Raw genomic sequence first — 13,663 nt, forward strand, 5'->3', positions numbered from 1 at the left:
GGAACTGACTCTTACGAGGGGGACACGACAGCGTGACGGCGGATTACAAGACCCCGGGTACCGACGCCGCGGAATCCGATGCTCGCGCGTCGGAGGACGGGGCCCTGCGGCCCGCCGACGCTCCGAGACTCGACCCCCGACCGGTCTACCGGCCGCAGATCGACGCAGGGTCCAGTCGTGCGTTCGGCCGTCCCGGTGGGGTCACCGGCTCCTTCGCTCCGTCCGGCGCTCAGCGTGAGAGCGATCCGGCCGTCAAGGTTCGCGCCCCCGACCCCGTCCTCGCGGAGGCTTTCGGCCGACCGCCCGGTGAGACGGAGACCATCCAGCGCGATCCCCACACCACACCGGAAGCAGCGCCCGACGAGGCGCCCCCTGCCGACCCCTGGCGGAACCCCGAAGCGGGAGTCGAACTGGGATCGCCCGCCCTGCACGCCCGGGAACGTACGGAGCCCCCTGCCCCGGCCCTCACGGCCCGCGAAGTCCTCTTCGGCGGCAAGGTCGCACCCCGCGCACTCGCGGCATTGGGCGCACTCGCACTGGCGATCGGCCTGATCGGCGGGCTCCTCGCTGCGGTCATCACCGCCGACCGCAGCTCCCTCACCAGCCAGCGGGTCACGCTCGCGCAGAACGGCGGAGACGAAGACCTCGGACAGTCGCAGGTGGCGCAGGTCGCCGACGCCGTGCTCCCCGCCGTCGTGTCGATCCAGGTGGCGGTCGGTGATCAGGGAAGCACCGGTTCTGGAGTCGTCATCGACGGTGCCGGCTACATCGTCACCAATAACCACGTCATCTCCGCCGCGGCCACCGCGCCGGACGGCGGCAAGATCCAGGTGATCTTCGCGGACGGCACCAAAACCGAGGCACAGATCGTCGGGCGCGACATCAAGACGGACCTCGCCGTACTCAAGGTGGCGGCCGACAACCTCACCGTGGCGGAGCTGGGCCGGTCCGAGGACGTGCAGGTAGGCGAGGACGTCGTGGCCGTCGGTTCGCCGCTCGGCCTCAGCAAGACCGTCACACGCGGAATCGTCAGCGCCCTGCACAGGCCGATGCGGCTGTCGGGCGAGGGCTCCGACACCAACGCCGTCATCGACGCGGTTCAAACGGACGCCGCGATCAACCACGGCAACTCGGGCGGCGCGCTCGTCGACGACACCGGACGCGTCATCGGCATCAACACCGCCATGCTCAGTGAGTCCGGCGGATCGGTGGGCCTCGGCTTCGCAATCCCGATCGACGACGTCACGACGGTGGCACAAACCCTCATTCGCGACGGGGAGATGCACCACCCCGAAATCGGGGTCAATGCGCGCACCGTGGTCAACGACAACACCAGCGGCGCAGAGGTGGCCAACGTCCAGTCGGACAGTCCTGCGGCGCAGGCCGGCATCGTGGAGAGGGACGTGATCGTGAAGGTGGGGGATCGGACGGTGACCAGCGCAGATGAACTCGTCGTCGCGGTCAACCTCCAGAAGATCGGCCAGCCGGTGAGGGTCCAGCTGATCCGTGAGGGGCGGCTCGTCGACGTCGACGTGACCCCGGCCTCGGACTGACTCCCGATTCGCTGTGAGTTCCCCCTTCCGCCTGGGCGTCGGCCCGCACCGCACAGTAGGCTGACCACGTGTTCGGCAACATTGGTTGGGGCGAGTTCATGGTCCTCCTCGTCGCAGCTCTGGTCATTCTGGGACCCGAGCGGCTTCCGGGAGCGGTCAGTTGGGTCACGCGATCCTTGCGGCAGGTCCGCGAGTACGCGAGCGGCGCCAGCCAGCAACTGAAGGATGAACTCGGACCGGAGTTCGATGATCTCCGCAAGCCGCTGGCCGACCTCAATCAGCTGCGCGGTATGACCCCCCGCGCCGTGATCACCAAACACCTGCTCGACGGCGACGATTCGATTCTCACCGGCAATTTCGACAAGCCGAATGCGGTGTCGTTCGACAAGTCGGGAACGAAGGCGGTCAGCGCCGATCCGTCGACGCCCACCCCGCCGCAGAACAAGCCGCTCGCGGCAGGCGAACGTCCCCCCATCGACACCGACGCAACCTAGGCCCTCCGGGCACGTGCGCCCTTCCGGTTGCTCCTGCTACCAGAAAGGCGCGAAGCGCCTCAGAGGTGGCGGGTGGTGTCGATCCCCAGCGACATTCCCGCGAGCCCCCGCTTGCGCACCGCCAGCTTGTCGGCAACCTCGCGGAGGGCGATTGCCGCCGGCGAATCGGGATGACCGAGCACGATGGGCACACCGCCGTCGCCGCCCTCACGCACCGCCTGCTCGAGGGGGATTTGCCCCAGCAACGGAACCGAGGCGCCCACGGCCCTCGTCAGCCGGTCTGCAACGGCCTGACCGCCACCCGAACCGAATACGTCCATCCGGGTGCCGTCGGGCAGGTCCATCCACGACATGTTCTCCACCACACCGACGATGCGCTGACGGGTCTGCAAGGCGATCGCCCCCGCCCGCTCGGCCACCTCGGCAGCCGCCTGTTGCGGTGTCGTGACCACGAGGATCTCTGCCCCCGGAATGAGCTGGGCCACGGAAATGGCGACGTCACCGGTCCCGGGCGGAAGGTCGAGGAGCAGGACGTCGAGGTCGCCCCAGAAGACGTCGGCGAGGAACTGCTGCAGCGCGCGGTGCAGCATCGGGCCACGCCACACCACCGGAGTGTTGCCCTGAGTGAACTGGGCGATCGAGATCATCTTCACGTCGTGTGCGACGGGCGGCATGATCATGCGCTCGACCTGGGTGGGCTTGGCGTCGGTGCCGAGCATGCGGGGAACGGAGTGACCGTAGATATCGGCGTCGAGGACACCGACGGACAGACCTCGAGCGGCCAGCGACGCGGCCAGGTTGACGGTCACACTCGATTTGCCGACGCCACCCTTGCCGGAGGCGACCGCATACACGCGGGTGAGTGAACCCGGCTGTGCGAAGGGAATGACCGGCTCGGCAGAGTCGCCGCGCAACGACTTACGCAGTTCGGTGCGCTGCTCGTCGCTCATCACGTCGAGTTCGACGCGGATCGCGCCCACACCCGGCACATCGGCCACGGCCTTGGTGACGCGGTCGCTGATCTCGGTCCGCATCGGGCAGCCGGCGGTGGTGAGGTAGATGGCGATGTCGACGCTGTCGTCGTCGGCGATGTCGACGCTCTTGACCATCCCGAGTTCGGTGATCGGTTTCCGGATCTCGGGATCTTGGACGCGCGCCAAGGCGCTACGAACAGCGGACTCGCTCAGGACTGACATAACTCAATGGTAGGGATGTGTCCTCAGTGGATGCGCGGCAGGTCGGACGCAGCCGGGACGATACCGCTGGCGTAGCCCGCGGACCAGGCCAAGACATTGGCGACGTAGGCGGCCGAGTTGTTGTAACGGTGGACCGCCTTGGCCGCCTGGATCGGGTCGCGGACATCCAAACCGCCGTCACACAGATACTTTCCGGTGGTGAGCGCGGAGTCGAAGAGGTTCTGCGGATCGGCGGCGCCGTCTCCGTTGCCGTCGCCTGCGTAGCGGTTCCACGTCTCCGGAAGGAACTGCGTGGGCCCGACCGCGCGGTCGTAGTTGCTGTCGCCGTCCAGCCGTCCACCGTCGGTGTCGCGAATCACGGCATTGCCGGCGAGGTGACCGTCGAGGACCGGGCCGAGAACGGCGTCGAGCATGTTGCCCTTGTCGTCGGCCTTGCCGTCGTAGGCGTGAGTCGACTCCACGCGGCCGATGCCGGCGATGAGCGTCCAGTACATGCCGCACCCGGGCTGCTCGACAGCGAGAATGCGCTCGGCGTTCTGGTAGGCCGACACGTTGATGGCAGGTATGCCGAGGGCGCCCTGGGCGATGCTGGCCGGAAGCGGCGGCGTGGCCTGAACGGGGGCCAAGGCGGGTGCGGGGGCCTGCTCGACTGCGGGCGCGGCCTCCACGGCGGCGGTGTCGGCGACAGGGGTGACGGCCTCGGCGTTCGGTGCTGCGGTCGCTTCCTGGGCAACGTCCGCGACGTCCGCGGCGGCTTCCGAGCTGAAGAACGGGACCTTGGGGGTGGCGCCGGCCGTGTTGGCTGCGGTGACCAGACCGATAGGAATCAGTCCGGTGAGCGCGATGACCGAATTGCGGCGGATATGGGAATCCGTCTTCTTGTTGTGCCGACCCACTCGATTGCCTCCTGCGACCCCGTTCGGGATGTGCCTGTGAACTGGACGGCACGAGGCTACCCGATTCGAGACATTTCCGTTACGCAACCGTGATCAATACGGGTGAGACGCGCGGGTCTGTTACCTGAAGGACCCGTTCAGAAAGGGTAACGAACACGGAAAGGTCACGCCCGCATGCGGCTCAGCGCGGAAGGCAGCGCGCCGCGGCGCCAGAACCCGGAAGGCATACGAAAACGCCGCCGCCGCCCGGCTTCGGCCGGGCGACGACGGCGATCGAGGAAACTTCTAGCGAACTCCCACGGCCGGGGCGATTGCCGGCGGGGGAGCGGCCGGTTCCGCAGGCGCCGGCGCGGGTGCCGGAGCGGCCGGGTCGGCAGGTGGGCAGAAGAACACACACGGGAGTGCGGGTAGCGCAGGCAAGCCGGGGATCAGCGGTGCAGGCGGCGGAGTGGTCGGGGTCGGCGTCGCGTCGGGCGGGAGCTCCGGTGGAGCCGCGAGCTCACGGGCGAGGTCGGATCCGTTCGCTGCAGCGTCGGTGAGGCCACCGGGCGGCGGAGTGCTCGAGTCGGACAGCTGACTCGGGGTGGGCGTGCCGCCGTTCCGGTAGGCGTTCGACCACGTAATGACGTTGGCGGCGTAGGTTCCCGAATTGTTGTAGCGAAGAACCGCGCGGGTCTCCTGGAGGGGATCACGGAGGTCGAGTCCGCCCGAGCAGAGGTACCGGGCGGCGGCCAGGGTTGCGTCGAATACGTTGTTGGGATCTGCAGCGCCGTCCGCGTTGCCGTCCGACGCATATTTCGCCCACGTGGACGGAATGAACTGCATCGGCCCCACCGCCCGATCGTGTCCGGCGTCGCCGTCGGTGGCGCCGCGGTCGGTATCGCGGATCACCTCGTTGCCGGCCAGCCGGCCGTCCAGAACGGGGCCCAGGATCGGGGTGACCGTGGTGCCGGACGAGTCTGTCCGGCCTCCACCGGCATGCCCCGATTCGATGCGCCCGATACCCGCCAGCAAATGCCAGGGCACCCCGCACTTGGGTGCCTCCACCATCAACGTGAGTTCCGCCGAGCGGTAGGCGTTGAGCACGATTTCCGGGATGCCGAGCGAACTGAGAATCACCGGTGCGGCGATCAACCCTGTTCCGGTGGGAGACGCGGGCGATGTGGGATTTATCACCGCGGGCGGGGGAGGCGGAGGCGCCGCGCGCTGCGACCTCGCGACCCGCGGCGCAGGCGCCACGAAGCCTGCGGGCGGTAGGTAGGCGTCCTGCGGTTCACTCACCGGAGACAGGCGCGTGGCCGACGCCAGCGCGGCCGTCTCGACCGCCGGGTTCTGACGGGTGTCGACGGCCGAGACAGGGCCGGAACTACCCGTCGAGGATCCGAGCGTTGCGGCGGCGCCCACCGTCAGGGCAGCAACCGTCACCAGTCCACGTATCCGCACTCCACCACCCCCTGCGGTGCTCTTGCTTGTCGCACACCGCGTACATCTGAGAAGTTGTGATCGACGTTACATATTCGTGACTGCGTGTGCCGAGGAATGCGCGAATGACCGGCGATCATTTACGTCGGGGCCGGGCCTCTTCCTCGTCGCCGAGCAGGGTCTTGATCTCCTCGAGTTCACGGCGGAGGTAGTCACGGGTGGCAACCTCGCCGATCGCGATGCGCAGGGCGGCGAGTTCGCGCGCCAGGAACTCGGTATCCGCCTTGGTCTGTTCCGCCCGCGACCGGTCCTCCTCGAGCGAGACGCGGTCCCGATTCTCCTGTCGGTTCTGGGCCAGCAGGATCAGCGGGGCCGCATAGGCGGCCTGGGTGGAGAACGCGAGGTTGAGGAGGATGAAGGGGTACGGATCCCACTTCAGCTCGACGGCGAAGATGTTGAGGACGATCCAGATGATCACGACCACGGTCTGGATCACCAGATACCGGCCGGTCCCTAGGAAACGAGCGAAGTTCTCACTTGCACGGCCGACGGCTTCCACGTCGTAGGTGAAGCGGAAGCGCCGGGCGCCGCGAGGGGTGTCGAGCCTTTGCCGATCCGACAGTCCACGGGCCGACACGCTGGGGACCTTCTCGCTCATCCGTCGATCTCCTCTTCACGCCAGTCCTCCGGAAGGAGATGGTCCAGGACGTCGTCGACGGTGACCGCGCCGATCAGGTGATTCTCGTCGTCCACCACGGGACCGCACACGAGGTTGTAGCTGGCAAAGTACCGCGTGACGGCAGCCAGGGAGTCGTCGGCCGCGAGACGTGGGAGACCGGTGTCGAGCAGACCACCCACGAGGCTTGCGGGTGGTTCCCGCAGCAGCTTCTGCAGGTGTACGCATCCCAGATAGCGGCCGGTCGGCGTGGCTGTCGGGGGCCTGACGACGAAGATCATGCTCGCGAGCGCGGGCGTCACATCCTCGTTGCGCGCGCGGGCCAATGCCTCCGCCACCGTTGTGGACGCCGTCAGCACCACCGGTTCGGGAGTCATCAGACCGCCGGCCGTGTCCGGCGAGTGCTCGAGCAGCCTTCGGACCGGTTCCGAGTCCTGCGGGTCCATCAGTTGAAGCAGTGATTCTGCTTCCGTCTCGGGCAGTTCGCCGAGAAGGTCGGCGGCGTCGTCCGGATCCATTGCCTCGAGGATGTCGGCGGCCCGCTCCACCTCGAGGTGCATCAGAAGGTCGGTCTGATCATCGGACGGCAACTCCTGCACGACGTCGGCCAGGCGCTCGTCGTCGAGAGCGAGTGCGAGCTCGTGCCGACGTTTGTCCGGGAGCTCACGCATGGCGTTGGCCACGTCGGCGGGACGCATGCCCTCGTATTGCATCAGGAGTGCGGACACCCCCTGGCCCGGCATCGACAGATCGGAATGCGTCAGCCCCTGCACGTGCTGCCACTCGACGATGTGAATGGCGGTACGCCGGCCGAGCCGGCCGCGATGGCCGCGCACCGCGACCTTCGACACCACCCAGTCACGACTACGGGTCAGTTCGATGCCGAGATCGACCACCACCGTGTCGACTCCGTGCAGTTCCTCGAGTTCCGGGTCGTCCACCCGCACGCGAGAATCGAGAACCTGCGCGAGCGCGAGAACCTCGCCCGGACGCTGCGTGAACCGGCGCAGACTGACGTTCCCCGTGGTCAGTGTCACCGAACCCGGCTCGATCGCCGTGACCCGCAGCATGGGCACGAAGATGCGCTTGCGCGTGAACAATTCGATGACCAGCCCCAGCACCCGCGGTTGCTGGCGCCCGATGCGAACGGTGATGACCACGTCCCGCACCCGGCCGATCGACTCACCGTCGGGCCCGAGTACCACCAGGCCGGCCAGCCTGGCTGCAAAAACCTTGTTCGCAGCTGCCATGATTGCCAGGCTAGATCCTCGGATGGGGATCCAGGGAATCGAACACCTGCGGAAAGTGGAGGATCGTCCGTCATGAGTTCCGTCTTCAGGCCACGCCGATCGGTTCTGGCTGTTCCGGGCAGCAGTCGCAAGATGATCGACAAGGCCAAGGGGCTTCCCGCGGACGAGGTGTTCCTCGACCTCGAGGACGCCGTGGCGCCGTTGGCGAAGCAGGAAGCCCGCATCACCGTCGCGGACGCCCTTGCCGAGGACGGATGGGGAGATCAGATCAAGGTCGTGCGGGTCAACGACTGCACCACCGAGTGGACACATGGCGACGTCGCCGAGGTCGTCGGGCGTGCGGGCGCGCACCTCGATGCCATTCTGCTGCCGAAAGTGCCCGACGCCAGCCACGTTCAGGCCCTCGACCTACTGCTGACCCAGATCGAGAAGGCCAACGGGTTGGAGGTCGGGCGGATCGGGATCGAACCGCAGATCGAGAACGCCATCGGACTCACCAACATCAACGCCATCGCAACGGCCAGTCCCCGGGTGCAGACGCTGGTGTTCGGGCCGGCGGATTTCATGGCGAGTATCAACATGCGCACGCTGGTGGTCGGGGAACAGCCGGACGGCTACGACCGCGGTGACGCCTACCATCACATACTGATGACGATCCTCATGGCCGCACGGGCACACGGCATCCAGGCCATCGACGGGCCGTATCTTCAGATCCGCGACGTGGAGGCGTTCCGGCGTTCTGCCCAGCGCACTGCAGCTCTGGGTTTCGACGGGAAATGGGTGCTGCATCCCACGCAGATCGATGCGGCCAACGAAGTGTTCAGCCCCCGACAGAGCGATTTCGACCGCGCCGAACTGATCCTCGACGCCTACGAGTTCCACACGTCGGCGGCCGGCGGAGGACGTGGCGCAGTGATGCTCGGTGACGAGATGATCGACGAGGCCAGTCGGAAGATGGCCCTCGTGATCTCGGCCAAGGGCCGGGCCGCGGGAATGACGCGGACCTCCGAGTTCACGCCGCCCGACGAGGGTTAGCGTAAACAGGCAGAATGGTTCTCACAGGATCGATCCTGAGAGAACTACACGAGGAGACCAGCTGACGATGACGAATCCACTCGGACAGTCCAACGGGGCGCGGCGAGGGGCTCTGCCGGAACCTCCCACGGGCTGGCCCATCGGTTCGTACCCGACGTACGCGGAGGCGCAGCGTGCCGTCGACTACCTGTCGGATCAGGAGTTCTCGGTCGAGGACGTCACCATCGTCGGAGTGAACCTCATGCAGGTCGAGCGAGTACTCGGCCGGTTGACGTGGGCCAAAGTCATTGGCGGCGGCATCGTTTCAGGTGCCTGGCTCGGTGTCTTCTTCGGCCTTCTGCTGGGTATCGTCACGGGTGGATTCCTCGCACCGCTCGTGGTGGGCATCGTCGGCGGCATCATCTTCGGGCTGATCTCCACCACCATCCCGTATGCGGCCACTCGCGGTACCCGTGACTTCGCGTCCACCATGCAATTGGTCGCCGGGCGATACGACGTGCTGTGTGAGCCGAAGACCGCGGAGGCGGCGCGCGACATGCTGGCCAAGCTGGCGCTCTGAACCGGGACGTGGGCGGGCTCGTATTACGGATTGCGCGCTTTTCGTCCCGTTCGCGGTGATTTCCGCCAGTTTCAGGTCGATCTCGGATAGGTTTACGGCGCAATGCGAGGGGTCTTCCCCTCGGTGAAACCGTGACCTGGCGGACTGCACGATCCGGCAGGAACCACTGTGCGGGCCTGCGTGCCAGCCGTACCGCGACTGGGTTCGTGAGGACCGCTCGAGGAGGCGGCTGTGCGGCGTACATCGACAGAATCCGGTCGTCCGGGCAGGCCCGGACTCGCAGTCAGATGGGGTCTCATCGGCGCGGCCACGGTCCTGACGGTTCCGCTGCTGGCGGCGTGCGGTGCACCGGACAACGGCACCGTGCTCAGCTTCTACACGGCGGCCGACGGTGCTGAACAGTATGCCGAGGCCGCGGCCAACTGCACGGCCGCGGCCGGTGGCCGATACACGATCGAGCAACGCACCCTTCCGAAGGGGGCAGACGATCAGCGACTGCAGTTGGCCCGGCGCCTCACCGGAAACGACACCTCGCTCGACATCATGACGCTCGACGTCGTGTGGACGGCCGAGTTCGCCGAGGCGGGGTGGGCATTGCCGTTGCCCGACGATGTGGCGGCCGAGGTCACCGAGGGCACGCTCGAAGGCCCCCTCGAGTCGGCCCGGTGGCAGGATCAGCTGTACGCCGCGCCGCTGAACACCAACACGCAGTTGCTCTGGTACCGCAAGGACCTCATGCCTGGTGGGCAACCGCCGCAGACGTGGGATCAGATGATCGATATCTCCGAGAGGCTGGCGAGCGAGGGCCGGCCCAGCTGGATCGGGGTGCAGGGTAAGCAGTACGAGGGTTTGATGGTGTGGTTCAACACCCTGTTGGCCAGCGCGGGCGGTTCCGTCGTCGGCGAGGACGGAACCACCGTGACCGTCGCGGACGGTGACGGTGCGCTGAAAGCCCTCGAGGTGATGAAGCGAGTAGCCACCGCACAGGGCGCCGACCCGTCCATTTCACAGGGCGACGAGGCGTCGTCCCGTCTCGGCATGGAAAGCGGACGCGCGGCCTTCGAGGTCAACTGGCCTTTCGTGCTTCCCGGCATGATCGAGAACGCGGAGAAGGGTGACCTGCCGTTCGTCGACGACAAGGGCAACACCACCTCCGTCGATACCGGCAACACGGTGCTCACGGTCGACGGGCAGCAGAACTTCCTCGCCGCTCCGTACCCCGCGGTGATTCCCGGCCGGCCGGCCGAGGTCACGATCGGTGGATTCAACATCGCGGTCGCGAAGACCAGCCGGCACCCCGACCTCGCGTTCGAAGCGGTGTCCTGCCTGCGTAACGAGGAGAACCAGCGCAACAACGCCGTCAACGGTGGTGTGCCGCCCACGTTGGCGAGGCTGTACGACGATCCGGCGTTCCAGGAGGCGTATCCCGCCTGGCAGCAGGTGCGTGACGGCCTCGATACGGCGGCGGTGCGTCCGGTCTCGCCCGCCTACCAGAGCATCTCGACCCTGATCACCGCCACGTTGAACCCGGTCGGTGACATCGATCCGCCGCGTACCGTCGACGAACTCGCCGAGCAGGTGCGTAAGGCGGTCAACTCGGAAGGACTGATTCCGTGACGACCGAAGCCGTGCCGGTGGACCGGACCGACGAGCCGGCAGCGCCGACGAAGAGACAGGTGTCCGAGGGGAAGAAGGCCGAGCGCCGGCTGGGACTGTGGCTGGTGGCACCGGCTGCGATTCTCATGATTGCCGTGACGGCCTATCCGGTGGTCTACGCGGTGTGGTTGAGCCTGCAGCGCTACGACCTCCGGTTCCCCGACGACCGCAAGTTCGTCGGCCTCGCCAATTACGTGTCGGTGTTGTCGGACGGGTACTGGTGGCAGGCGTTCGTGGTCACGGTGGGCATCACTGCCGTGTCGGTGGTGATCGAATTCGTGCTGGGTCTGATCCTCGCCCTGGTCATGCACCGCACGATCGTGGGCAAGGGGCTCGTGCGGACCGTGGTGCTCATTCCCTACGGCATCGTCACCGTGGCCGCCGCCTACAGCTGGTACTACGCGTGGACGCCGGGAACCGGGTACCTCGCGAATCTGCTACCCGACGGCAGTGCTCCCCTCACGCAGCAGATTCCGTCGCTCGCGATCATCGTCCTCGCCGAGGTCTGGAAGACCACGCCGTTCATGGCCCTGCTGCTGCTGGCCGGTCTCGCTCTGGTACCCGACGATCTGCTCAAGGCGGCACAGGTCGACGGCGCCGGGGCCTGGACCCGGCTGGTGCGCATCATTCTCCCGCTCATGAAACCGGCCATCCTGGTGGCGTTGTTGTTCCGCACCCTCGACGCGTTCCGGATCTTCGACAATATCTACGTGCTCACCAAGGGCGCCAACGACACCGGCTCCCTGTCGATCCTCGGCTACGACAACCTGTTCAAGGCCTTCAATCTCGGAATCGGTTCGGCCATCAGCGTTCTCATCTTTCTCTGCGTGGCCGTCCTCGCATTCGTCTTCATCAAGCTCTTCGGTGCCTCGGCTCCCGGGTCCGACACGGAAGGAAAGCGATAACCATGGTCGAAACAAGGCAACGCAGGCTGAGCTGGTCGGCGGTCAACTTGCTGGTCCTGCTGTATGCGCTCGTTCCTGTGCTCTGGATAGCCAGCTTGTCGTTCAAGCCCGCGGGCACCATCAAGGACGGCAAGCTCATCCCGGAGAAGTGGACGCTCGACAACTACCGCGGAATCTTCTCGACCGACGCGTTCACCAGCGCGCTGATCAATTCCATCGGCATCGGGCTGATCGCCACGGTGATCGCAGTGGTGATCGGGACGATGGCTGCCTACGCGATTGCCCGCCTCGACTTTCCGGGCAAGAAGCTCCTGGTGGGGGTGGCGCTGTTGATCGCGATGTTCCCGCAGATCTCCCTCGTGAGCCCGCTGTTCGACATCGAGCGCCGACTCGGATTGTTCGACACCTGGGCCGGATTGATCCTGCCGTACATCACGTTCGCGCTTCCCTTGGCGATCTACACGTTGTCGGCCTTCTTCAAGGAGATCCCCTGGGAGCTGGAGAAAGCGGCCAAGATGGACGGCGCTACACCGGCGCAAGCGTTCCGGAAAGTGGTCGCACCGCTTGCGGCGCCCGGTATCGTCACCGCGGCAATCCTCGTGTTCATCTTCTGCTGGAACGACCTGTTGTTCGCGATTTCGCTGACCTCCACGGAGCGCTCGATCACCGCACCGGCGGCGATCGCCAACTTCACCGGCGCTTCGCAGTTCGAAGAGCCGACGGGGTCGATCGCCGCCGCTGCGATGGTGATCACCATTCCGATCATCGTCTTCGTGCTCTTCTTCCAACGACGCATCGTGGCCGGTCTGACGTCCGGCGCAGTGAAGGGATAAACCTGTGGCCGAGATTGTGCTGGACAAGGTAACCAAGCTCTACCCGGACGGTGCGCGGGCGGTGAGCGATGTCGACATTACGATCGCTGACGGCGAATTCATCATTCTGGTCGGCCCGTCGGGTTGCGGCAAATCGACGACTCTCAACATGATCGCGGGCCTCGAGGACATTTCGTCCGGTGAGCTGCGCATCGCCGGCGAGAGGGTGAACGAGAAGGCGCCGAAGGACCGGGACATCGCCATGGTGTTCCAGTCGTACGCGTTGTATCCGCACATGACGGTGCGCCAGAACATTGCGTTCCCGTTGACGCTGGCGAAGATGTCGAAGTCGGAGATCGCGGCCAAGGTGGACGATGCCGCGAAGATCCTCGATCTCACCCAGCACCTCGACCGCAAGCCGTCCAATCTGTCGGGCGGACAGCGACAGCGGGTCGCGATGGGGCGGGCAATCGTCCGCAGTCCCAAGGCGTTTTTGATGGACGAGCCGCTGTCCAACCTCGACGCCAAGCTTCGTGTGCAGATGCGCACCGAGATTTCCCGTCTCCAGCAACGTCTGGGAACGACCACGGTATATGTGACCCACGATCAGACCGAGGCGATGACTCTCGGCGACCGGGTGGTGGTGCTGCGCGGGGGACTCGTCCAGCAGATCGGGGCACCGCAGGAGTTGTACGACCATCCCAACAATCTGTTCGTTGCCGGGTTCATCGGATCGCCGTCGATGAACTTCTTCCCCGGACAGCTGACAGCGGAAGGGATTTCGACTCCCCTCGGGAACTTCGTGCTGCCTCCGCGCTCGCGTGAGAAGGTCACCTCCTCCGGGGCGTCGAAGGACGTCGTGGTCGGTATCCGCCCGGAGCACTTCGAGGACGCCGGGTTGATCGACGCGGATCAAAAAGCCGCTGGTGCCACGTTCACCGCTCAGGTCGAGGTGCTCGAGTCGATGGGCTCGGACAAGTATGTCTACTTCTCCGCCGAAGGACCACAGGTGAGTTCGCGGGAACTCGAGGAGCTCGCTGCCGATTCGGGCACCGAGGTCGCGGGCGGGGGACATCTGGTGGCCCGGTTGTCGACCGAGTCGTCTGCGGCGCAGGGCAGCCCGGTGGAGTTGTGGTTCGACCCCGCGAAAGTTGCGGTGTTCGATCAGGATTCCGGGGCCAATATCACTCGCTGACCGAGGGGACAAGG

General features: G+C 66.2%; 13 protein-coding genes. 8 read left to right on the forward strand and 5 right to left on the reverse strand.

The features are described from left to right. Positions 1-32: 32 nt before the first annotated feature. A complete protein-coding gene (locus JQT59_RS16895; RefSeq protein ID WP_213577056.1) occupies positions 33-1,553 on the forward strand; it encodes a S1C family serine protease in 1,521 nt (506 codons plus the stop codon). 68 nt (positions 1,554-1,621) lie between these two features. Further along, the gene (gene tatB, locus JQT59_RS16900) at positions 1,622-2,047 is read left to right on the forward strand and encodes a Sec-independent protein translocase protein TatB (RefSeq protein ID WP_213577057.1); all 426 of its coding nucleotides are present in this window, start codon (positions 1,622-1,624) and stop codon (positions 2,045-2,047) included. A gap of 59 nt (positions 2,048-2,106) precedes the next feature. Here tatB and JQT59_RS16905 read toward each other — a convergent pair whose 3' ends face one another. The 5 genes from JQT59_RS16905 to JQT59_RS16925 form a co-directional block, all read right to left on the reverse strand. After that, entirely contained in the window at positions 2,107-3,243 is a 1,137-nt protein-coding gene (locus JQT59_RS16905) for an Mrp/NBP35 family ATP-binding protein (RefSeq protein ID WP_208961115.1), read from the reverse strand. A 23-nt stretch (positions 3,244-3,266) separates the two neighbouring features. Further along, positions 3,267-4,139, reverse strand: a complete 873-nt coding sequence (locus JQT59_RS16910) for a lytic murein transglycosylase (RefSeq protein WP_213577058.1) — start codon at positions 4,137-4,139, stop codon at positions 3,267-3,269. A 285-nt stretch (positions 4,140-4,424) separates the two neighbouring features. Continuing rightward, the gene (locus JQT59_RS16915) at positions 4,425-5,564 is read right to left on the reverse strand and encodes a lytic transglycosylase domain-containing protein (protein ID WP_502939831.1); all 1,140 of its coding nucleotides are present in this window, start codon (positions 5,562-5,564) and stop codon (positions 4,425-4,427) included. Between the two features lie 133 nt (positions 5,565-5,697). Further along, positions 5,698-6,219: a DUF1003 domain-containing protein gene (locus tag JQT59_RS16920; protein ID WP_109331843.1), complete on the reverse strand. Its 522-nt coding sequence runs from the start codon at positions 6,217-6,219 to the stop codon at positions 5,698-5,700. Beyond that, entirely contained in the window at positions 6,216-7,487 is a 1,272-nt protein-coding gene (locus JQT59_RS16925) for a magnesium transporter MgtE N-terminal domain-containing protein (protein WP_213577060.1), read from the reverse strand. Before JQT59_RS16925 ends, JQT59_RS16920 begins: the two co-directional genes overlap by 4 nt. A 72-nt stretch (positions 7,488-7,559) precedes the next feature. Between JQT59_RS16925 and JQT59_RS16930 the strand changes: the two genes are divergently transcribed. From JQT59_RS16930 to JQT59_RS16955, 6 genes are all read left to right on the forward strand, one after another. Further along, positions 7,560-8,522, forward strand: a complete 963-nt coding sequence (locus tag JQT59_RS16930; RefSeq protein WP_213577061.1) for an HpcH/HpaI aldolase/citrate lyase family protein — start codon at positions 7,560-7,562, stop codon at positions 8,520-8,522. Positions 8,523-8,589: 67 nt separating this feature from the next. Next, positions 8,590-9,081 (forward strand): general stress protein, encoded by a 492-nt coding sequence (locus tag JQT59_RS16935; RefSeq protein ID WP_109331840.1) that lies wholly within the window; start codon positions 8,590-8,592, stop codon positions 9,079-9,081. A gap of 297 nt (positions 9,082-9,378) precedes the next feature. Beyond that, the gene (locus tag JQT59_RS16940; protein ID WP_213577809.1) at positions 9,379-10,698 is read left to right on the forward strand and encodes an ABC transporter substrate-binding protein; all 1,320 of its coding nucleotides are present in this window, start codon (positions 9,379-9,381) and stop codon (positions 10,696-10,698) included. After that, positions 10,695-11,642: a carbohydrate ABC transporter permease gene (locus tag JQT59_RS16945; RefSeq protein WP_109331838.1), complete on the forward strand. Its 948-nt coding sequence runs from the start codon at positions 10,695-10,697 to the stop codon at positions 11,640-11,642. The genes JQT59_RS16940 and JQT59_RS16945 overlap by 4 nt, the downstream gene beginning before the upstream one ends. A 2-nt stretch (positions 11,643-11,644) precedes the next feature. Next, positions 11,645-12,475: a carbohydrate ABC transporter permease gene (locus JQT59_RS16950; protein ID WP_159925433.1), complete on the forward strand. Its 831-nt coding sequence runs from the start codon at positions 11,645-11,647 to the stop codon at positions 12,473-12,475. 4 nt (positions 12,476-12,479) lie between these two features. After that, positions 12,480-13,649 (forward strand): ABC transporter ATP-binding protein, encoded by a 1,170-nt coding sequence (locus JQT59_RS16955; protein ID WP_213577062.1) that lies wholly within the window; start codon positions 12,480-12,482, stop codon positions 13,647-13,649. Positions 13,650-13,663: the final 14 nt, after the last annotated feature.

This window comes from Rhodococcus sp. USK13, from assembly GCF_018343855.1.
GTDB classification, from domain to species: domain Bacteria; phylum Actinomycetota; class Actinomycetes; order Mycobacteriales; family Mycobacteriaceae; genus Rhodococcus_F; species Rhodococcus_F oxybenzonivorans.

Coding starts and splice junctions, on each gene's coding strand:
- JQT59_RS16950 (WP_159925433.1), top strand. CDS start 11,645: ATGGTCGAAACAAGGCAACGCAGGCTGAGCTGGTCGGCGGTCAACTTG.
- JQT59_RS16905 (WP_208961115.1), bottom strand. CDS start 3,243: ATGTCAGTCCTGAGCGAGTCCGCTGTTCGTAGCGCCTTGGCGCGCGTC.
- JQT59_RS16920 (WP_109331843.1), bottom strand. CDS start 6,219: ATGAGCGAGAAGGTCCCCAGCGTGTCGGCCCGTGGACTGTCGGATCGG.
- JQT59_RS16925 (WP_213577060.1), bottom strand. CDS start 7,487: ATGGCAGCTGCGAACAAGGTTTTTGCAGCCAGGCTGGCCGGCCTGGTG.
- JQT59_RS16935 (WP_109331840.1), top strand. CDS start 8,590: ATGACGAATCCACTCGGACAGTCCAACGGGGCGCGGCGAGGGGCTCTG.
- JQT59_RS16930 (WP_213577061.1), top strand. CDS start 7,560: ATGAGTTCCGTCTTCAGGCCACGCCGATCGGTTCTGGCTGTTCCGGGC.